The following is a 21521-nucleotide window of genomic DNA, read 5'->3' as shown; positions in this document are numbered from 1 at the left end:
CGGTTGATATTCGTTCGGTGGTGGCCTTATCTCCTCAGCCTCAACCGAGTCGGGCCGCAGGGCGGCGGCCCAACACCCGCGCCTTTGCGCGAAATATTGCCCTGCGGGTAAACCTCCTACGTCTTTCGGCTCACGAGCCAGCGCGATGGGCATCCTTGCCCAAACGCGCTTTTCGCGGGCGTCCTGCCCGCTCACTCTACCCTTCATCCTCGTCGGCAATTCTTCTGATTGCGCTCAACGTCAAGACCCAAGACCTAAAAATCATGGTTTTGATTTTGATGTTTAAAAGCACATTTGAGCTGCCGAATGAAGAGAGAAGGTAGGACGCGAGGCATGGATGCCGAGCGAGGGCCGCTTGAACAGGAGTGAATCGGCCCGGTCCGTCAGCCGAAACGATGAGTGAGGGAATCCACACAGTGGACAAGCGATGCGTGCGAAGCGCGGGTTTCCAAAGGGGCCACGCTCATGGCCCCTTTGGCGGTTGAGGCATCAAAGCCAAAGTGAGCACCGATCTCATATCAACCGAACCGATCACCAAGCCAAAGCCAAAGCCAAAGCCAAAGCCAAAGCCAAAGCCAAAGCCAAATATCAACCACCCCCAACGCCCCCTTCCCTCCAATTCATCCCACATCCTGATAACAAAACTGTTACCTCCATCACGCGTGAATGTTTTTTTTGGTTAACTCTTGGCTTGTTTGTTGGTTTTTGATTACAATCGTGAGCGAAAACGAACATTAGAGAGCTGTTTCGAACATCCGGAGGAAGGAAGCATGGAAACCAAAGACTTGATCGTGATCGGTGGCGGCATTAATGGTGCCGGTATCGCTGCTGACGCTGCAGGGCGTGGCCTGTCCGTTCTGCTGCTGGAAGCACAAGATTTGGCCTGTGCGACGTCTTCCGCCAGTTCCAAACTGATTCATGGTGGCTTGCGCTACCTAGAACACTACGAGTTCCGCTTGGTGAGCGAAGCACTGGCCGAACGTGAAGTCCTGCTGAGGCTGGCACCGCATATCGCGTTCCCAATGCGTTTCCGCTTACCACATCAGCCGCACCTGCGCCCCGCTTGGATGATTCGTGCTGGCCTGTTCCTGTACGACCATTTGGGCAAACGGACGACGTTACCCGCCAGTAAAGGGTTGCGTTTCGGCCCTGAGTCCGTTTTGAAATCCGAATTAGTGCGCGGTTTCGAATATTCTGACTGCTGGGTCGACGATGCTCGCTTAGTGGTGCTGAACGCACAGGAAGTGGTCGAACGTGGCGGTGAAGTCCGTACCCGCACCAAAGTAACCCGCGCATGGCGTGAGCAAGGTTTATGGATGGTTGAAGCGGTCGATGTGAACACAGGTAAAACCTTTACTTGGCGTGCCAAAGGCTTGGTCAATGCTACAGGCCCATGGGTTAAGCAGTTCTTCGACGATGGCCTGAAACTCAAATCGCCTTATGGTATCCGCTTGATCAAAGGCAGCCATATCGTGGTTCCTCGGGTACATAACCAACCACAAGCTTATATTCTGCAAAACGAAGACCACCGTATTGTTTTCGTTATTCCTTGGTTGGATGAGTATTCCATCATCGGCACCACCGATGTGGAGTACCACGGCGATCCGAAAGAGGTGAAGATCGACGATCAAGAGATTGATTACCTGCTTAAAGTTTATAACGACCACTTTAAGAAGCAGTTGGGCCGCGACGATATCGTCTGGACTTATTCCGGTGTCCGCCCATTGTGCGACGATGAATCAGATGCGCCGCAAGCCGTGACCCGCGACTACACGTTGGATGTGGCCGATGAAGATGGCAAGGCACCGTTACTCTCTGTCTTTGGCGGTAAACTGACCACTTATCGCAAGCTGGCAGAGCATGCGCTGGAAAAACTGTCGACCTATTACCCGAATGTCGGCCCAGCATGGACCAAAACCGGCTCTTTACCGGGTGGGGATATTGGCGGTAGCCGCGATAACTACACCGTGCAGTTGCGTCACCGTTATAACTGGTTACCTGAGGCGTTGGCTCGTCGCTATACCCGCACTTATGGCAGCCACAGCGAATTGATTCTAGCGGATGCCACTAGCATCGAAAGCCTAGGTGAACACTTTGGTCATGGCGTGTACGAAGCAGAATTGCGCTATTTGGTCGAGAAAGAATGGGTTGTCGAGCTTGATGATGCTATCTGGCGTCGTACCAAATTGGGTATGGCTTTAGACGAAGCACAAAAACAACGGATTGCGCAATGGCTAGCCGCTGAGCAAAGTAAAAAACAGCAGACGCTCTCGCTCGTTTCCTGATAGCTACGTTAGACATTGTGAGAATCAAAAAAAACCCTCTTCACCGTGAAGAGGGTTTTTTATTATGAACCGCGTTAATCATTACAGCCGGATCGGCTTAATATCCCAAATTTCATCGGCATACTCTTGGATCGTCCGATCAGAAGAGAAATACCCCATATTGGCAATATTGAGTATGGTTTTACGCGTCCATTCATCAGGGTGAAGATAGAGCGCATCCACCTGATCCTGCGTGTCCACATAGCTGCGATAATCGGCCAACAACTGATAGTGATCGCCTAAATTGACCAGTGAATCAAACAGATTGGTATAACGCTGAGGCTCTTCTGGGCTGAAAGTGCCGGTGGCAATCTGCGTCAGGGCTTGGTGCAGTTCTGGGTCTTCATCGTAATATTTCCGTGGGTTATACCCGTTATTACGTAACGCCTCGACCTGTTCCGTGGTGTTGCCAAAGATAAAGATATTATCCTCGCCGACATGTTCCAGCATCTCGACGTTCGCCCCATCCAGCGTGCCAATCGTCAGCGCCCCATTCAAGGCAAACTTCATGTTGCTGGTCCCCGATGCCTCGGTCCCTGCCAGTGAGATCTGCTCGGAAAGATCCGCTGCCGGAATGATCAACTGCGCCAGACTGACGCTGTAATTCGGAATAAACACCACTTTCAGCAGGTTATTCACTCGCGGATCATTGTTAATTACTTTAGCGACATCGTTGATCAAACGGATGATTTGCTTCGCGTTGTAATAGGCCGAAGCCGCTTTACCGGCAAATATCACGACACGCGGCACCCACTTCTGATCAGGAGCCTCGAGAATACGGTTATAGCGGGTTATCACATGCAGTACATTCAACAGTTGCCGCTTGTACTCGTGAATTCGCTTGATTTGGACGTCAAACAACGCCGCCGGATTGACCACAATATTCAGTTTTTCAGCAATATAGATAGCTAACCGTTTCTTGTTCTCCAGCTTGGCTTTTTGTACCGAGCGCAAGAAACCAAGGTAATCGAGACTCTTTTCCAGCTCACTCAGTTGGCTGAGATCGGTACGCCAATTGTGGCCGATAGTTTCATCCAACACCGTCGCCAATGGCCGGTTCGCCAACCCCAACCAGCGCCGAGGAGTGACACCGTTGGTTTTATTGCAGAATCGATTAGGGAAGATACGAGCAAAATCGGCAAACAGCGATTGCACCATTAACTCGGAATGCAGAGCAGACACCCCATTCACTTTATGGCTGGCGATAACTGCAAGCCAAGCCATACGTACCTGCCGACCATGGGTTTCATCGATAATCGACACGCGCGAGAGCAACTCGGGTTCATCCGGATACTGCTCTTGTACCAACTTCAGGAAGTGATCATTAATATCAAAGATAATTTGCAAATGACGCGGTAAGATCTTGCCGATCATGTCGATCGGCCAAGTTTCCAATGCCTCACTCATTAACGTGTGGTTGGTGTAAGAGAACACCTGTTGCACCACATCCCACGCATCCATCCAGCTAAATTTATGTTCGTCGATCAACAGACGCATCATTTCAGGGATAGAAAGTACGGGGTGGGTATCGTTCAGGTGAATCGCAATCTTGTCGGCCAGATTGTCGAACGTCTGGTGCATGGTCCAGTGGCGGCTCAGGATATCTTGCACCGTCGCTGAGACTAAAAAGTACTCTTGCCGCAAACGCAATTCGCGGCCGGAATAGGTTGAGTCATCGGGATACAAGACCCGTGACACGTTTTCTGAGTGGTTTTTATCTTCAACCGCAGCGAAGTAATCACCCTGATTGAATTTACCCAGATTGATTTCGTTACTGGCCTGCGCTGACCATAAACGCAATGTATTGGTGGCATCAGTATCAAAACCAGGGATGATTTGATCATAGGCGCAGGCCAGGATCTCTTCGGTTTCTAGCCAGCGCGTTTTACTGCCTTCTTGCTGAATTCGACCACCAAAACGCACTTTATAGCGGGTGTTATGCCGTGGGAACTCCCAAGCATTGCCGTATTCCAGCCAGTTATCCGGCGATTCCATCTGTTGGCCGTTAACGATTTTCTGGCTGAACATGCCATATTCATAGCGGATACCGTAGCCACGCCCCGGCAGCGCCAATGTTGCCAGCGAATCCAAGAAACATGCCGCCAAACGGCCTAAGCCCCCATTACCTAAACCAGGGTCATTTTCTTCTTGAATCAGCTCTGACAAACTGAGCCCCATCTCATCTAACGCTTGCTCGAGGTCATCATAAATGCCCAGCGATAACAGCGCATTAGAGAGTGTTCTCCCCAATAAAAACTCCATCGACAGATAATAAACCTGCCGGACGTCTTGTGATAACTGCGCGCGATTAGAGCGCAACCAGCGCTCAACCATACGGTCACGTACCGTAAATAAAGTCGCATTCAGCCAATCGTGCTGAGTCGCAATCGTGGGATCTTTGCCAACAATAAACATCAGTTTATAGGCAATGGAATGTTTCAGTGCATCCACACTGACAATGGGAGAGGTATAACTGAACGGTGATGTCATAGCGGTTTTCCCAATTCGTGGTGACAACTAGTTATGTTGAAAACTAATCGTATTTACAACCCATCGTGGTGACGACAAATCGGCCATCAAAGACGCCGATAAAGTGACAGATATTCTGCCGCTGCGACTTGCCAACCAAAGTCCAGCCCCATTGCATGGCGTTGGACATGGCGCCAATGTTTTGGCCGGCTCCACAGTACAAAAGCACGGCGTATTGCCTGTACCAATGCCTGCGCATCGCATTCATCAAACACAAACCCCGAGGCGCTGCCATCAGCCAGATTCTCCAGCGCACAGTCCACCACGGTATCTGCCAACCCGCCCGTACGCCGGACCAGTGGCAATGTGCCATATTTCAAACCATACAATTGTGTGAGCCCACAGGGTTCAAAACGACTCGGCACCAGAATCACATCTGCACCCGCTATGATGCGGTGAGAAAATGCCTCATGGTAGCCAATTTGTACCCCAACTTGGCCGGAATAGTCTGCTGCGGCCGCCAAAAATGCCTCTTGTAGAATCGCATCCCCTGCCCCAAGCACTGCCAGTTGTCCCCCCAATCGCAATAAGTCGGGCAAGGCCTCCAATACTAAATCCAACCCTTTTTGCTCTGTCAACCGACTGACCACCGCAAAAATAGGCTTCTTATCCGTGACCTCCAACCCCATGGTGGTTTGAAGATGGACTTTATTCACGGCTTTCTTTTGCAAGTCCTCTGCACCATAACGTTCATGCAGCAGGGTATCCGTTTCTGGGTCCCATATGTCACTGTCTACCCCATTGAGTATTCCAGTCAATCTCCCCTGACTGGCGCGCTCTTGCAACAACCCCTCCATGCCATAACCAAAAGCAGGTTGGGTAATTTCTTTAGCATAGGTCGGGCTGACTGTCGTGACATGATCAGCAAAGAACAACCCAGCTTTCAGATAGGAAATTTGGCCGTAAAACTCCAACCCGTACATTTGGAAGAAGGCAGCGGGGAGTTGTAACTCGGCCAAGTGATGGGCTGAAAACAGCCCTTGGTAGGCTAAATTATGGACGGTAAATACCGATCGTGCAGGGCGACCTCGCGCAGCCAAGTAGGCGCAAGCCAATCCCGCATGCCAGTCATGGGCATGCACCACATCAGGCCGCCAGTAACCATCTAGTCCGCAGGCCAATTCACAAGCCATCCACCCCAGTAATGCAAAGCGACGGTAGTTATCGGAATAAGCATGCAACGATTGGTCGTGGTAGGGGCTACCGGCCCGATCATAAAGGCCCGGCGCATCAATCAGATAAATACCAATCCCCTGAAAATGACCGTAACGTAACGACACTCGCCCAGCAAAAGTATCAATCTCCCTGACTAATACCGTATCCGGAATGCCGCGACGCAAGTCAGGGAAAGCGGGCAGCATCACCCGCACTTCCGCACCTTCAGCAATCTGGGCGGCAGGTAAAGCACCAACAACGTCAGCCAATCCCCCTGTTTTCAATAAGGGAAACAGCTCAGAACATACGTGTAGTACCCGCATTATGGCTCCTAATACCAATCTGGTTTTACTCAATGTCGCAAATAAAATAGCCCTATTTAGCTGCTAACTTGGCTAACATCTTCCGAGTCACCAACACCACGCCCCCTTCTGAACGGTAAAAACGCGCGCTGTCTTCATCGGCGTTTTCCCCGATGACCATCCCTTCGGGGATATGACATGCGCGGTCAATAATGCAGCGACGTAAGCGGCACGAGCGCCCGACATTGACGTCAGGCAACAGAACACTGGAATCAATGGTGCAGAACGAGTTCACCCGCACCCGCGGGAATAACACCGAATGCACCACCACCGAGCCGGAGACAATGCAACCACCAGAAACCAAGGAGTTCATGGTCATCCCATGACTGCCCGACCGGTCCTGCACAAACTTGGCTGGCGGCAAGGGTTCCATATGAGTACGAATTGGCCAAGCACGGTCATACATATCCAACTCAGGGGTGACCGAGGCCAAATCAAGGTTCGCTCGCCAGTAGGCATCCAACGTCCCAACATCCCGCCAATAAGGAGGTAAGTCCGAATTCGAAGTCACGCAGGAAAGATCAAACGGATGCGCCCAAGCCACTTTCTCTGCGGTCAATTTAGGAATTAAGTCTTTACCGAAGTCATGGCTAGAACCAGGGGTATTCCGGTCTTCCTCTAACAGTTTAAACAGGTAGTCAGCATTGAAAATATAGATCCCCATGCTGGCTAATGCCATATCTGGACGCCCGGGCATGGCTGGCGGGTCGGACGGTTTTTCGAAGAACGCCGTTATCTGGAAATCCTCCGCCACTTCCATTACACCAAATTCACTGGCTTCACTAATGGGAACCGGAATACAGGCGACTGTACATTCAGCCCCTTTCTCCACGTGGTCTATCAGCATGCGCGAGTAATCCATCTTGTAAATATGGTCACCCGCTAAGATGACAATATACTCCGCGTCATAACGACGAATAATATCCAGATTCTGATAAACCGCATCTGCCGTGCCTTTGTACCACTGCTCGGTACTCAAGCGTTGTTGAGCAGGCAAGAGGTCCACAAACTCATTCATTTCCTCATTGAGGAATGACCAACCGCGCTGAATATGCTGCACCAGCGTATGGGACTGGTACTGAGTGATGACACCAATGCGGCGGATGCCGGAGTTCAGGCAATTAGACAGCGCAAAATCGATGATGCGGAACTTACCGCCAAAATGCACCGCAGGCTTGGCGCGAGTGGCGGTTAAATCTTTCAGTCGTGATCCTCGGCCACCAGCCAAAATCAGCGCCACAGACTTATTCGGTAATAGTCTGCCTAACATCATCGGATCTTTATTTTCGAATTTAACCATGGCTGACTCCTTAAGATTTCTGTATGAGCACGCAAATGTCATGCGCGGCTCCGTTCCATACGGTTAATGGGCGCTCAAGCGCTGATGGCCCAAAAGGAGGAACCGTCACCCATTCCCCCACAGGTAAATGCATGTCACAGGCCTGGTCAGTGGCATTTATCACCACTAGCCAGCGCTGAGATAACAAAATTTGTAGCTGTTTCTGGCTGCCATGTTCCCAAGCGATATCACTCAGCGCTTGCCCCTGGTTGTCCAGCCATTGCACGCTGCCATCCCCTTCCTGCCACCATGTATCCTGAATCAGGGCCGGAATTTTCTGGCGCAACCGAATAAGCTCAGCGGTAAATGCCGTTAATGTTTTATCCGCACTGCCCCAGTCGAGCCAGGTGAGGATATTATTCTGGCAATACGCATTATTGTTGCCTTGCTGGCTATGACCATGCTCATCACCGGCCAGCAACATGGGTGTCCCTTGCGACAATAACAAGGTGGTCAATAAAGCCCGTTGGCACGATTTTCGCCGTTGCCAAATCGCGTCATCAGCCACCAAACCTTCACGTCCAAAATTATTGCTATGATTGTTATCACTGCCATCACGGTTCTCTTCGCCATTGATTTCATTGTGCTTTTGGTTAAAACACAGTAAATCCTGCAAAGTGAAACCATCATGTGCGGTAATTTGATTGATACTGGCGGAAGGTAAGCGCGCCCGCTGTTCAAACAGCGCACTGCTTCCCGCAAAATGCTGAGCAAACAATCCCAGCGGCAAATCATCTCGCAACCAGAAACGGCGCATCGCATCGCGATATTGATCATTCCACTCGCTAAAACCGGTAGGGAACTGGCCTAACTGATAGCCACCCCAGCCGATATCCCAAGGTTCTGCAATCATTTTGCAGGCACTCAGGCGTTCATCAGCGGCTAACGCGGCAAAAAAGGGCGCGTGTTGATCAAACTCGGGTGTGCGGCCCAAAACGGTTCCCAAATCAAAGCGGAAGCCATCAACATGGCAGCTATCGACCCAATAACGCAGGCAATCAATCACCCACTGCATCACATAAGGATGACTTAGGCGCAGCGCATTGCCGCAGCCGGTCATGTTGTCGTACTCGCCTTCTTCGGTTAACCAGTAATAGCTGGCGTTATCGATACCACGCTGGCACAACGTGGGGCCGAAAACGTCTAGCTCAGCAGTATGGTTAAACACCACGTCGAGGATCACTTCGATGCCCGCTTTGTGCAGCGCTTTGACCGCATCGCGAAACTCTTTTAGCGGCGAAATCCCGTCACGGCCGGAGGCATAATCAGGATCGACAGCATAGGGCGCGAGCACGTTGTAGCCCCAATAATTACCCAACCCCATTCTCTGCAACCGCGGCTCATCGACGTGAAATTGCACCGGTAACAGTTCCAAGGTGGTGATACCCAGTTTTTTCAAATAGCCAATCATCGCGGGATGGGCGAGCCCAGCGTAGGTTCCACGTAAGTCGGCAGGAATATCGGGGTGTAATTGGGTTAACCCCCGAACATGGGCTTCATAAATCACCGTATTGCCCCAAGGAATGATGGGCGATTTATCCCCCTGCCAGTTATATGCTTCATGTACCACAATGCATTTAGGCATCGCGGCCACACTGTCCCGCTCATCCGGTTGGCTAACACCGCCTTCTAAACTGGGATCATCCCCCACTTTATGGTCCAAAGCATGAGCGCAGGGGTCTAGCAATAATTTATGCGGATTAAAGCGATGCCCACGCTGCGGATCAAATGGCCCACTGACGCGATAACCATATCGCTGCCCCGGTTTTCCTGCGGGGAGATAGCCATGCCAAATATCACCTGTACGGGCGGGTAATGGGATGCGCAGCTCTTGGTTATCATCATCAAACAGACAGAGTTCAACCTGTTCAGCGTTAGCGGAAAACAGCGCGAAATTTATCCCTGAGCCATCAAAATGCGCACCCATTGGGGTCGGAAATCCTGGGATCAGGTGAATCATCCGGCCCCCTCCGCAACAACTCCCTCCCGTAATAGATAAATGGTCGACAGCGGCGGTAACGTGAGCAGCAAGGAATGCGGGTGACTATGGCTGCCCACCGATTCGCTATAAATCCCCCCTTGATTACCCATATTGCTACCACGATAAAATTCAGAGTCAGAATTCAACACTTCGCGATAATGACCGCCCTGCGGAATCCCTACCCGATAGTGATGGCGTGGAACGGGGGTGAAATTACTGATGACAATCAATTCACCGCCGTTAGCATCGCGACGCAAGAAGGCAAACACCGAATTTTCATGGTCATCAACCACCAGCCATTCAAAGCCTGCCGGTTGATAATCCAACTCATACAGTGGCGCATGTCGTTGATAGCAATGATTAAGATCACGAACGAAACGTTGTACACCGGCATGCCAGCCGTTCTCGTCATCCAGCAAATGCCAATCCAGACTGGTATCAAAGTTCCACTCACGGCCCTGTGCGAACTCACAGCCCATAAACAGCAGTTTTTTGCCCGGATGTGCCCACATAAAAGCGTAGTAGGCGCGTAAGTTGGCAAATTTTTGCCATGCATCCCCCGGCATACGATCCAAGACGGAACGTTTGCCGTGAACAACTTCATCATGAGAGATAGGCAGAATGAAATTCTCGGTATAGGCGTACAACATGCCGAATGTCATTAAGTTATGGTGGTATTTGCGGTGAACAGGATCGCATTGCATGTAATTGAGCGTGTCGTGCATCCAGCCCATATTCCATTTGTAATTGAAACCTAATCCCCCCGAATCCGGCGGCAAGGTCACACCCGGGAAGTCCGTTGACTCCTCTGCCATCGTCACACCACCGGGGCGCTCAACGCCGATGGTGTGATTGGTGTAACGCAGGAAAGCGATCGCCTCTAGATTCTCGCGTCCGCCATAATAGTTAGGCACCCATTGCCCTTCAGCACGGCTATAATCGCGATAAATCATGGACGCCACAGCATCGATGCGCAGTGCATCAATGCCAAAACGTTCCATCCAGTAGAATGCATTCCCCGCCAGATAGTTACGTACCTCATTGCGGCCATAGTTATAAATCAGGGTATTCCAATCCTGATGATAGCCTTCGCGCGGATCGGCATACTCATACAATGAGGTGCCATCAAATTTGGTTAAACCATGCTCATCGCTGGGGAAATGGCCGGGGACCCAATCCAGAATGACGTTGATACCGGCATCATGAAACTTGGCGATAAAATCTTTAAAATCTTGCGGTGTACCAAAACGGCGGGTCGGGGCGTATAACCCCAATGGCTGATAACCCCAACTACCATCAAACGGATGCTCATTAATGGGCAACAATTCAACATGGGTAAAACCCATATATTTGACGTATTCGACCAGTTGGTCAGCTAACTCGCCATAACTGAGCCAAAAGTTGTTATCGGTATGGCGACGCCATGAACCCAGATGCACTTCATAGATTGAAATCGGTGAGCGCAGGTCATTGGCTTTTTGCCGTTTAGGAGTATTGGTCACCACCTCAGGTAACGGGCTGATAATCGACGCGGTTTCCGGCCTCATCTGCGCTTTAAAGGCGTAAGGGTCCGCTTTTAGCCGCATCTGACCGTTGCTATCAATGACCTCAAATTTATACAGTTGGCCTTCCTGCACGCCGGGGAGGAATAACTCCCAAATACCATTTTCGCGGCGTAACCGCATCGGATGGCGGCGACCATCCCAAAAATTAAATTCTCCCACCACAGAAACCCGTTTGGCATTGGGTGCCCAAACCGCAAAGCTCACCCCTGCCACCCCATCAAGGCTCATCATATGCGCCCCCAAACGTTCATATGGGCGTAAATGGGTGCCTTCGGCTAACAGCCAACTATCAATATCCTGCAACAACGTGCCAAAACGATAAGGATCTTCGATAATTTGTGTACTTTCTTGCCAAGTCACCGCGAATTGATAACGAAACAGATTTTTTCGGCGCGAAAGTTTAGCGATAAAGAAACCACGGGGGTCTTCTCGGGTCATCTGAGCAATGTTTCGCCCACTGGTCGCATCGACCAGCCAGACTTCTTTTGCATCTGGTAGCAATGCGCAAACTTGCAATCCCTGCTCAGTTTGGTGCATTCCCAATACGGAAAAGGGATCGGCATAGTGGCCGGAAATAATTTGATTAATCACCTTACGGTCGGGAAGTACGGGCATGACATTCTTCCTATGATTAATGGCATGATTTATTGGACAAATTCCGAACTACTTGAGTCGAAAATGACCTTTTCATCATGCAATCCATTTAATGTTTAAATCGTGATTAAGGTCAATGATCAACCAATAAGTTGAATTAATAATCTAATTCGCTTTTTTCTGACGTTAACAGGCTATCCGTCGATTTTTCTTACCCAAACTATAAGCATAGTCAAAGGGTGCTAAAAAAATTGGCTAACCGTTAATGAAATTTTTTCTCACGTAGAACATCAATAAATACAACGTTTACGCTGGGATAACTTAGGCTAATGGCATAAAAATCCTAAACCATGAGGCCGGTAATAGTTTGGATGGCATTAATAGTGAAAAAGCTTCAAAAACGTTAATGGGTCAAAGGTTTGCCGCTCTCCTTCTTTTTTTGCGCAAAAAGGGGAGCCGTTAAAATTTTCCGCGCCAAAATGCGCGTATAATCGCGCCAAAAATAACCTATCCCAGACAATATCGTGGTCATCTAACATGGGCGTCAGCCAGGTCGAATTAATTTTTTCCCTTCTGCAACAGATGTGCGTCTATCTGGTCATTGCCTATTTGCTCAGTAAGACACCACTGTTTATCCCTTTAATGCAGGTGACCGTTCGTTTACCCCACAAGCTGGTGTGCTACCTCACGTTCTCCATGTTTTGCATTATGGGCACTTACTTTGGCTTGCATATTGAAGATTCCATCGCCAACACCCGAGCGATTGGCGCGGTGTTAGGTGGCGTTCTGGGTGGGCCTTCGGTCGGGTTTCTGGTGGGATTAACCGGCGGTTTGCACCGCTATTCCATGGGCGGAATGACCGCCAGCGCCTGTATGTTATCTACGGTGGCCGAAGGGCTATTAGGGGGCTTTCTCCACAGTTATTTGATTCGTAAAAATCGCCTCGACCTGTTGTTCCAACCCTTGGTTGTCGCGGGCATCACGCTCGTCGCTGAAGTCTTGCAAATGCTGATCATTCTGGCGGTGGCTCGCCCCTTCACCGAAGCGGTCGAATTGGTGGAGAACATAGCCCTGCCGATGATGATTACCAATACCATTGGTGCGGCGATGTTTATGCGTATCTTATTGGATAGGCGAGCGATTTTTGAAAAGTACACCACCGCCTTCTCTGCCAAAGCATTACAAATTGCAGCACGAGCGGAGGGGTTGCTCCGCCACGGCTTTGACCAGCAGAACAGCATGCGAGTCGCGCGTATCTTGTATGAGGAATTGGGGGTCGGGGCCGTTGCCATCACGGATCGCGACAAACTGCTCGCTTTTATCGGTACGGGTTCCGATCACCACAAAGTGGGGAGCGCCATTACTTCCGACCATACCCATCGGGCAATTGAGTTAAATCAGGTGGTATATGCCGATGGGAATGCCGTGCCTTATACCTGCTCCATTTCACCCAACTGCAAACTGGGTTCTACGTTAGTTATCCCATTACGGGGTGAAGAGCATCGAGTGATTGGTAGTATCAAATTGTATGAGCCAAAAAGTAAATTATTCTCCAGTATTAACCGCACCTTGGGCGAAGGGATCGCGCATTTATTATCGGCACAGATTCTAGCCGGTGAATTTGAACAGCAAAAACAATTGCTGGCGCAATCGGAAATAAAATTACTCCATGCGCAGGTCAATCCGCATTTCCTCTTTAATGCGCTGAATACTTTATCGGTGGTGATCCGCCGTAATCCAGATCATGCCCGTAAATTGGTGCTTTCTCTCTCAACATTCTTTCGCAAGAACCTCAAACGTAGCCATGATGTGGTGACGCTGAGTGATGAAATTGAACATGTGAAGGCCTATCTGGAAATCGAAAAGGCGCGTTTTGCTGATCGTCTGACTGTCGAAATATCATTACCAAATGAATTGATGGACGCGCGATTGCCGGCTTTTTCCCTACAACCGGTAGTTGAAAACGCCATTAAGCACGGCACATCACAAATGTTCAGTAACGGGCAAATTAGGCTGCACGGCACACTGGCTGACCAGACGCTCATACTGACAGTAGAAGACAACGCGGGGTTGTATCAGCCACGCCCTCAAGGCGATGGGCTAGGAATGAATCTGGTCGACCGGCGAATTAAAGTTCGCTATGGCAACGAATATGGCGTCACCGTTATCAGCGAAGCAGAGAAATTCACTCGAATTGTCATTAGATTACCGTTTATTACGGCGAGTGAAGGTTCTATGTTAGCAAGCTAAACGTTGGCAAACTGGACGTTGGTAAGCTAAAAAAACCCTGACCAAAAGATCAGGGTTTTATTATCGCGTCTGGCTATCTGATGCTTACAGCAAGATACGTAGCATCCGGCGCAGTGGTTCTGCCGCGCCCCACAGCAACTGGTCACCCACGGTAAAGGCGGAGAGGTATTCTGGCCCCATATTCAGCTTACGCAGGCGGCCAACAGGGGTATTCAGTGTACCGGTGACCGCCGCAGGCGTCAGCTCGCGCATGCTCAGTTCACGATCGTTCGGGATAACGCGAACCCAATCATTGTGCGTCGCCAACATTTGTTCGATTTCTGGCAATGACACGTCTTTTTTCAGTTTCAGGGTGAATGCTTGGCTGTGGCAGCGTAATGCGCCAATACGAACACATAAGCCATCAACAGGGATCACGCTGCTGGTATTCAGAATTTTGTTCGTTTCGGCCTGACCTTTCCACTCTTCACGGCTCTGGCCGTTATCCAGCGCTTTGTCGATCCATGGGATCAAGCTGCCCGCCAGTGGGACACCAAAGTTATCCGTCGGTAAAGTGCCACTGCGGGTTGCGGCAGTCACTTTACGTTCAATATCCAAAATCGCAGAAGCAGGGTCTTGCAACTCTTTCGCCACGCCCGCGTGCAGCATCCCCATTTGAGTCAGCAATTCGCGCATATGACGTGCGCCGCCACCCGATGCTGCCTGATAGGTCGCAACGGATGCCCACTCAACCAAATTATTCGCAAACAAACCGCCCAATGACATCAGCATCAGGCTAACGGTGCAGTTGCCCCCCGCAAAGGTCTTGATACCTTTATCCAAACCCTGCTTAATCACGTCATGGTTAACGGGATCGAGAATAATAATCGCGTCATCTTGCATACGCAGAGAAGAGGCCGCATCAATCCAATAGCCCTGCCAGCCCGCTTTACGCAACTTAGGGTAAACTTCGTTGGTATAATCTCCCCCTTGGCAGGTGATAATAATATCCAATGCACTCAGTGCATCAATATCAAAAGCATCTTGCAACGTCCCTTGCTGACCGGTGAACGTCGGTGCGGCTTGGCCGTGTTGAGAGGTAGAGAAAAAGACTGGGCGAATGCCGTCAAAGTCGCGTTCTTCAATCATGCGTTGCATGAGGACTGAGCCGACCATACCGCGCCAGCCGATAAAACCAACGTTTTTCATGTTTACTGTCCTGCCTTGGAGGGTGACACCGATTAATGGATGGTTGTCTTGTCATCTACACGTTGAACAGAGTGTGGCAGACTGACTAAGATAGACGTCTTACCACATTACAAAATATGAACAAAGTGGCAAGTTAAATTATTCGATACCAGATTGATTCAAAGCAATCTTCCTAATATGTGACTTTGACTGGCGGGAAACGCCAGTCGTATTGATTATTTTGAGGTAATAATGACAGAGATGATTGCAGCAACGGTGTTGCTGTTTTTGATTATGGATCCGTTAGGAAACTTGCCAATTTTTATGTCGGTGCTCAAGCATCTCGAGCCTAAGCGGCGGCGAGTGGTTGTGATTCGCGAATTGCTGATCGCCCTCGTCTTGATGCTGATTTTCTTATTTGCGGGCGAGAAAATTTTGGCGTTCTTAAATCTGCGCACCGAAACGGTATCAATATCTGGCGGTATTATTTTGTTTTTAATCGCTATTAAGATGATTTTCCCATCGCCCGAAAGCAGCGTCACAGGGTTATCCGCAGGGGAAGAACCCTTCCTCGTGCCACTGGCTATTCCTTTGGTGGCAGGCCCATCTATTTTAGCAACATTGATGCTGTTATCTCATCAATACCCTAATCAACTCAGCCACTTAGTACTAGCATTAATGATAGCTTGGGGATTGTCAGCAGCGATTTTACTGATGTCAGATCTGTTCCTACGTTTACTCGGGAATAAAGGGGTCAGTGCGCTAGAGCGGCTCATGGGGTTAATTTTGGTGATGTTATCGACACAGATGTTTTTAGATGGCATACGGGCATATCTGGCTCACTAGACGTACCTCGTGACACAGAATCAATATCATCAAAGCGGGAGCTTGAGATAGCTGACAAAGTGCCACTTGCGGAGAAGACAAGCAGATCGTAAAGACGCCGTAAAATCATCCCTGATGACTCGAGCCGCGCCATCCTTGGCGCGGACGCTTTACTCTTCTGCCTGTCCTTACCGTTTTAGGCCGAGTCATCGGTGTTTGTCAGCAGTCTGAGCGGGCCGAACAGCCAGTTTTATCTTAATTCAGTGGCGGCAAGTTGCCTTAGACATTCATCTCTAACAAGCCACCTTACAACCAGTGAAAAAGCTTAGCCCCGCCCTTCCAGCGCTTGCACACAGCGCCGCACAACTTCATCGATATCGGCATCAATATCCACGCAAATCACATCGGGTTCGTCTGAGTTCGGTTCTTCTAACGTATCAAATTGGCTTTTCAGTAAATCGGTCGGCATAAAATGACCAGAGCGCGCTTTAAGCCTTTCCATGATGACGTCAAAGCTGCCCTTCAAATACAAAAAGACCATTCCCTGATTCCCCTCACGCAAGCGATCGCGATAACGGCGTTTCAGTGCTGAACAAACAATAATACCGGTTTCATTTTTATGATGCAGGCTGTATGCCGCATCACTCAGACGCTCTAACCACGGCTCGCGATCCTCATCATTGAGAGGGTGCCCACTGCCCATTTTCTGAATATTGGCGCGAGGATGGAGATCATCGCCATCAATAAATTTGGCATGAATCTGGCGAGCCACAGCTTCACCCACTGTGGTTTTACCGCTACCTGATACACCCATCACGATAATGCTATGTCCTGCCATAATTTTGATCTCTATCTCAGAATGGAAATTTCACCGCTCGCTGTGGTTCCGTATTTTACCATGTTACCGGTATCATGATACCGGTAACAAATGGAGATGTGACTTTTATCACAAAGGATAGAACATCGTCATTGGACCTAACCACATCGTTACGCTGGCCCGAAAGGCTGAGTGTAAATGATAAAACAAGGGTCACCTTCCTTTCCCTACTGCCTGTGAAGATGACTGAAAAATATAACTAGAATAGATAGTTACTTAACGTAAGTGGAGAAATACCATGCCATTAGTCATTGTTGCAGTTGGCGTCGCCATGCTGCTGTTACTGATGATCCGTTTCAAACTCAACGGGTTTATCTCCTTGATACTGGTCGCGCTGGCGGTGGGTGTCATGCAAGGGATGCCGGTCGATAAAGTGGTCAGCTCAATCAAAGCAGGGGTCGGCGGAACGCTAGGGAGTTTGGCGTTAATCATGGGCTTTGGTGCCATGCTCGGCAAACTACTGGCCGACTGTGGGGGCGCTCAACGAATTGCCACCACCTTGATTGATAAATTCGGTAAAAAACACATTCAATGGGCAGTGGTATTAACCGGTTTTACTGTCGGTTTCGCCCTGTTCTATGAAGTCGGTTTCGTCTTGTTACTGCCATTAGTCTTCAGCATCGCCGCTTCAGCTCGCATTCCGCTGTTGTATGTGGGGGTGCCAATGGCCGCAGCCCTGTCGGTGACTCACGGCTTCTTACCTCCTCACCCTGGCCCTACCGCGATTGCCACGATATTCCACGCCGATATGGGTAAAACCCTGCTGTACGGGACGTTATTGGCGATTCCGACGGTGATTTTAGCCGGCCCGGTATTTGCCCGCTTCTTGAAAGGGATTGATAAACCGGTTCCTGAGGGGCTGTATAACCCGAAAACATTCACCGATGAAGAAATGCCAAGCTTTGGCGTCAGTGTCAGCACCGCGTTAGTTCCCGTCATTTTGATGGCATTGCGTGCCGTTGCAGAGATGATTTTGCCTAAGGGCCACCCTATCCTCTCTTATGCTGAATTCTTCGGTGACCCCGTCATCGCGACCCTGATTGCTGTGTTGATCGCGATTTTCACCTTTGGCTTAAACCGCGGTCGTTCAATGGAGTCGGTGATGGATACCGTGAGTGACTCCATTAAAATCATCGCGATGATGCTGTTGGTGATTGGCGGGGGCGGAGCTTTCAAACAGGTTCTCGTCGACAGCGGTGTCGATCATTACATTGCCGGCATGATGAATAGCAGTGGTTTATCACCAATTCTGATGGCATGGACCATCGCTGCGGTGCTGCGTATCGCGCTAGGTTCAGCGACGGTCGCCGCGATTACGGCTGGCGGTATCGTGGCTCCGTTGATCGCCACAACCGGTGCTAGCCCAGAGTTGATGGTGATAGCCGTGGGTTCCGGTAGCGTGATTTTCTCTCACGTTAACGATCCGGGTTTCTGGCTGTTCAAGGAGTATTTCAACCTGACCATCGTGGAAACCTTTAAGTCATGGTCAGTGCTGGAAACCATCATTTCAGTCTGTGGTCTGATCGGTTGCCTGCTGCTATCGATGGTGATTTAAGTGATACGGCGTTAAATACTGCCGCCGGGGAGGATGGTGAAACCCACATCAACCATTTTGGGTGTGACCACCTCTCCGCGCAATCGAGCCAATAACCGCTCGGCACCAATTTGCCCCATCCTTTCACGTGGGGTCAGCACACTGGCCAGCTTCGGTACCATCGACTGGCCAATATCATGGCCGTGGAAACCGGCTATCGCCATATCATGCGGGATGGATAGCCCCTGACGCTGGCATTCAAATACGGCCCCAATGGCCAAATCATCATTGGTGCAGAAAATACTATCGATTTGCGGGTAACTGGCTTGTGCTTCAAGCAATAGCTCTGCTCCTGCTGAATAAGATGACGACCGGCTGGTCATCACACTCATCGGCACCAATCCTGACTCACGCATCGCTTGCTCATAACCTTGCTGCTTAATGACCGTTCGCTCATCCTGACGCGCACCAAAATAGACCACGTATCGATGGCCTTTGGCGATAATCTGCTGTGTCATCTGCCTTGCTGCTTCAAAGTTGTTAAAGCCGACAGCCAAATCAAGGCAGGGTGAAGCACAGTCCATCAGCTCAATCACCGGAATACCCGCAACCTCGATCATTTTCAAAGTCCGCGCTGTATGGTGACGTTCAGAAAGGATCAGCCCATCGATATTGTAGGAGAGTAACGACGTGAGGCGCTGCTCTTCACGCTCTTTCCGATAACCGTAATGCGCCAGCATCGTCTGATAACCATGCGCATCCGTCACGCTCTCAATACCGCGCAATACCTCAGCAAATACCTGATTGGTTAATGACGGCAACAACACACCAATGGCATGACTGGTGGCGTTTGAAAGGATATCGGGTGCACGGTTAGGGATGTAGCCCAGTTCATCCAATGCCAGCGCAATTTTTTTCTGTAAAACCGCAGAAACTTGTTCTGGATTACGCAAATAGCGGCTGACGGTCATTTTAGTGACCCCAACCATATCGGCGACATCTTGTAGCACTGGCCTTTTTTTCTTCATTATCAATGAACTGAGGCTGAGTAAACGGAAGATAATTCTAGCAAAAATTAAGGGCATATACCCAAAGTAATTAGCGTGATAGCGAGGCGGTATACAAACGATAAATTGGCTGGGTAATGGAGAGGGGTCGCACCCATTAAAAAAGGGTACAGCGTGATACCTGTACCCTTTTCATTTTCAGTTCAAAAACTTAAACCGGCGGTAAGTCGAACAGCAAAATTTCACTGTCTTCATCGGCATGAATCGACAAAGCGGCTTCATCCCAGATAGCCAATGCGTCGCTGGTACCAGCACGATGTCCATTAATGGACACATTGCCGCGAACGACCTGTATCCAGATACGGCGCTCAGCTTGTGGCTGATAAATTGACTGCTCTTCACGCTTTAATGCCCAACGCCACAGTGTCATGTCTTGGAACACTTTCAACGACCCCTCACGGGCATCCGGTGACAACACTAACTGCCGCCCTTGCGGGATGTCGAACATTTGCTGCTCATATCGCGGTGCTAAACCGGTTTTATTGGGAATAATCCAAATTTGATAGAGATGCAGAGGTTGGTCATCTCGCCCGTTATATTCTGAATGGCGGATGCCGGTACCCGCGCTCATAATCTGGAACTCACCAGCGTGGACTTGCTCTTTATTGCCCATGCTGTCCTGGTGCTCAACAGTGCCCGATAACACGTAGGTCAGGATTTCCATGTCCTTATGAGGATGAGTACCAAACCCCTGTCCTGCATCGATAACATCTTCGTTAATCACCCGCAGCGCTGAAAACCCCATAAATTCAGGATCGTAGTAATCAGCGAATGAGAAGGTATGCCAGCTATCCAGCCAACCGTGATTAGCATGACCACGTTCTTCTGCTTTGCGTAAATAAATCATGTTCAGTTCTCCTCAACGTTTTCCTTAGTCTAGATGTCGCTGGAGAATATGAAAGCGTAAAAAACTCACCCCTCTGTTCAAAAAATTCGACTGATTAGTCAGGTGAAATACAAATGATTTGAAATTGAAGCAATTAGAGAGTGGATACGTTGAGATAACTTGGGTATGGTCATTTTTGGACCCAAGATAAGCAGTGGAAATAGGCAAAAAAAAAGCCAGCACCCGGCTGGCTAAGTAAACACTGGAAGCAATGTGAGCAATGTCGTGCCTTCGTAATGTGAACACCTAAACTGTGATGGTCTCATCTGAAAGCACGACAATGATAATCATTATCACTCTCACTTGTAAAGCGTTTTTTTTAGCCAATTCTAATTTTATTGGATCAGGTAAGTTAAACCGTCTTTTATCAAGTAATTCAAACACTAAGAGTAAGGATTTGTTTATGGAAAATGTGCAGATACGCCATGTGGAATCTACCGACTATCAGGCTTTACAGCAGTTGTTTTCTCATCCACAGGTTTATCGCGACACATTACAACTTCCGCTACCGTCACAAGATATGTGGGCAAAGAAGATTAGAGATATTCCAGCGGGCTTACATAACTTGGTCGCATGCATTGACGATGACATCATCGGAAGTCTGGCGATTGAAGCAAATCAACGAGCGCGCCGACGCCATGTCGCAACCTTCGGTATTGCGGTTGATGCACATTATTGCGGAAAAGGTGTGGGTAGTGCGTTGATGGCTTGCATGATTGATTTATGCGATAACTGGCTGAATATACAACGTATTGAGCTTACGGTGTTTGTCGATAATGCCGCAGCGATCGCGCTTTACCGTAAGTTTGGGTTTGAGATTGAAGGAACCAGTCCACATTTTGCCTTCCGCGATGGTCAGTTTGTTGCCGCTCACCATATGGGCCGACTTAAGATTTCCAGTTAATCATCGGGGATAGTGTGCCAACCTATCCCCAATTTGATATTTCGGCGCACCTGAACGAGCGCAGCCAACACACCTGCAATTTGAAAGATGGCTCACCGCTTATACCCTATAGATTTCAGGTTGCAGGAAGGCGGCAAGCAAGTGAATCCCGATAAGCTGACT

At 49.6% G+C, this 21521-nt stretch carries 14 protein-coding genes; 5 read left to right on the top strand and 9 right to left on the bottom strand.

What is annotated here, in order from left to right; all coding sequences use genetic code 11:
* The first annotated feature begins 770 nt into the window (after positions 1-770).
* Entirely contained in the window at positions 771-2285 is a 1515-nt protein-coding gene (glpD, locus tag BN68_RS19010; protein WP_019212777.1) for a glycerol-3-phosphate dehydrogenase, read from the top strand.
* Between the two features lie 81 nt (positions 2286-2366).
* Here glpD and glgP read toward each other — a convergent pair whose 3' ends face one another.
* The 5 genes from glgP to glgB all read right to left on the bottom strand — a co-directional run bounded on the left by glgP (position 2367) and on the right by glgB (position 11870).
* Complete coding sequence (glgP, locus tag BN68_RS19005) at positions 2367-4814, bottom strand: glycogen phosphorylase (RefSeq protein ID WP_019212776.1); 2448 nt, start codon at positions 4812-4814, stop codon at positions 2367-2369.
* A gap of 86 nt (positions 4815-4900) precedes the next feature.
* Entirely contained in the window at positions 4901-6331 is a 1431-nt protein-coding gene (gene glgA / locus BN68_RS19000; RefSeq protein ID WP_042806984.1) for a glycogen synthase GlgA, read from the bottom strand.
* A gap of 52 nt (positions 6332-6383) precedes the next feature.
* The gene (gene glgC, locus BN68_RS18995; RefSeq protein WP_019212774.1) at positions 6384-7670 is read right to left on the bottom strand and encodes a glucose-1-phosphate adenylyltransferase; all 1287 of its coding nucleotides are present in this window, start codon (positions 7668-7670) and stop codon (positions 6384-6386) included.
* Between the two features lie 10 nt (positions 7671-7680).
* The gene (gene glgX / locus BN68_RS18990) at positions 7681-9669 is read right to left on the bottom strand and encodes a glycogen debranching protein GlgX (protein WP_019212773.1); all 1989 of its coding nucleotides are present in this window, start codon (positions 9667-9669) and stop codon (positions 7681-7683) included.
* Positions 9666-11870, bottom strand: a complete 2205-nt coding sequence (gene glgB, locus BN68_RS18985; protein ID WP_019212772.1) for a 1,4-alpha-glucan branching enzyme — start codon at positions 11868-11870, stop codon at positions 9666-9668. Before glgB ends, glgX begins: the two co-directional genes overlap by 4 nt.
* Before the next feature lie 516 nt (positions 11871-12386).
* Between glgB and BN68_RS18980 the strand changes: the two genes are divergently transcribed.
* A complete protein-coding gene (locus tag BN68_RS18980) occupies positions 12387-14099 on the top strand; it encodes a sensor histidine kinase (protein ID WP_019212770.1) in 1713 nt (570 codons plus the stop codon).
* 84 nt (positions 14100-14183) lie between these two features.
* Here the strand turns inward: BN68_RS18980 and asd are convergent, their stop codons facing one another.
* Positions 14184-15287 (bottom strand): aspartate-semialdehyde dehydrogenase, encoded by a 1104-nt coding sequence (asd, locus tag BN68_RS18975; RefSeq protein WP_019212769.1) that lies wholly within the window; start codon positions 15285-15287, stop codon positions 14184-14186.
* A gap of 231 nt (positions 15288-15518) precedes the next feature.
* On the opposite strand from asd, the gene BN68_RS18970 reads away from it, so the two are divergent.
* The gene (locus BN68_RS18970; protein WP_019212768.1) at positions 15519-16112 is read left to right on the top strand and encodes a YhgN family NAAT transporter; all 594 of its coding nucleotides are present in this window, start codon (positions 15519-15521) and stop codon (positions 16110-16112) included.
* Between the two features lie 304 nt (positions 16113-16416).
* Here the strand turns inward: BN68_RS18970 and BN68_RS18965 are convergent, their stop codons facing one another.
* The gene (locus BN68_RS18965) at positions 16417-16929 is read right to left on the bottom strand and encodes a gluconokinase (protein ID WP_019212767.1); all 513 of its coding nucleotides are present in this window, start codon (positions 16927-16929) and stop codon (positions 16417-16419) included.
* 277 nt (positions 16930-17206) lie between these two features.
* On the opposite strand from BN68_RS18965, the gene gntT reads away from it, so the two are divergent.
* Positions 17207-18523 (top strand): gluconate transporter, encoded by a 1317-nt coding sequence (gene gntT, locus BN68_RS18960; protein ID WP_019212766.1) that lies wholly within the window; start codon positions 17207-17209, stop codon positions 18521-18523.
* Between the two features lie 11 nt (positions 18524-18534).
* Here gntT and gntR read toward each other — a convergent pair whose 3' ends face one another.
* Both gntR and BN68_RS18950 read right to left on the bottom strand, forming a co-directional pair.
* On the bottom strand, positions 18535-19530 hold the full coding sequence (gntR, locus tag BN68_RS18955) for a gluconate operon transcriptional repressor GntR (protein ID WP_042806982.1): 996 nt from the start codon (positions 19528-19530) through the stop codon (positions 18535-18537).
* Between the two features lie 190 nt (positions 19531-19720).
* Positions 19721-20416, bottom strand: coding sequence for a pirin family protein (locus tag BN68_RS18950; protein WP_019212764.1), 696 nt, complete (start codon positions 20414-20416; stop codon positions 19721-19723).
* Between the two features lie 442 nt (positions 20417-20858).
* Between BN68_RS18950 and BN68_RS18945 the strand changes: the two genes are divergently transcribed.
* A complete protein-coding gene (locus BN68_RS18945; protein ID WP_042806981.1) occupies positions 20859-21359 on the top strand; it encodes a GNAT family N-acetyltransferase in 501 nt (166 codons plus the stop codon).
* Positions 21360-21521 lie beyond the last annotated feature (162 nt).

It is taken from the genome of Yersinia massiliensis CCUG 53443, assembly GCF_000312485.1.
GTDB classification, from domain to species: domain Bacteria; phylum Pseudomonadota; class Gammaproteobacteria; order Enterobacterales; family Enterobacteriaceae; genus Yersinia; species Yersinia massiliensis.
Note: the sequence above shows the minus strand (reverse complement) of the source record. Positions and strands in the feature narration are given on the sequence as shown.

Excerpts from the sequence above, each read along its gene's own strand:
- glgP (WP_019212776.1), bottom strand. The coding sequence starts at position 4,814 with ATGACATCACCGTTCAGTTATACCTCTCCCATTGTCAGTGTGGATGCA.
- BN68_RS18950 (WP_019212764.1), bottom strand. The coding sequence starts at position 20,416 with ATGATTTATTTACGCAAAGCAGAAGAACGTGGTCATGCTAATCACGGT.
- BN68_RS18945 (WP_042806981.1), top strand. The coding sequence starts at position 20,859 with ATGGAAAATGTGCAGATACGCCATGTGGAATCTACCGACTATCAGGCT.
- asd (WP_019212769.1), bottom strand. The coding sequence starts at position 15,287 with ATGAAAAACGTTGGTTTTATCGGCTGGCGCGGTATGGTCGGCTCAGTC.
- glgC (WP_019212774.1), bottom strand. The coding sequence starts at position 7,670 with ATGGTTAAATTCGAAAATAAAGATCCGATGATGTTAGGCAGACTATTA.
- glgB (WP_019212772.1), bottom strand. The coding sequence starts at position 11,870 with ATGCCCGTACTTCCCGACCGTAAGGTGATTAATCAAATTATTTCCGGC.
- gntT (WP_019212766.1), top strand. The coding sequence starts at position 17,207 with ATGCCATTAGTCATTGTTGCAGTTGGCGTCGCCATGCTGCTGTTACTG.
- gntR (WP_042806982.1), bottom strand. The coding sequence starts at position 19,530 with ATGAAGAAAAAAAGGCCAGTGCTACAAGATGTCGCCGATATGGTTGGG.
- BN68_RS18965 (WP_019212767.1), bottom strand. The coding sequence starts at position 16,929 with ATGGCAGGACATAGCATTATCGTGATGGGTGTATCAGGTAGCGGTAAA.
- glgX (WP_019212773.1), bottom strand. The coding sequence starts at position 9,669 with ATGATTCACCTGATCCCAGGATTTCCGACCCCAATGGGTGCGCATTTT.
- BN68_RS18980 (WP_019212770.1), top strand. The coding sequence starts at position 12,387 with ATGGGCGTCAGCCAGGTCGAATTAATTTTTTCCCTTCTGCAACAGATG.
- BN68_RS18970 (WP_019212768.1), top strand. The coding sequence starts at position 15,519 with ATGACAGAGATGATTGCAGCAACGGTGTTGCTGTTTTTGATTATGGAT.
- glgA (WP_042806984.1), bottom strand. The coding sequence starts at position 6,331 with ATGCGGGTACTACACGTATGTTCTGAGCTGTTTCCCTTATTGAAAACA.
- glpD (WP_019212777.1), top strand. The coding sequence starts at position 771 with ATGGAAACCAAAGACTTGATCGTGATCGGTGGCGGCATTAATGGTGCC.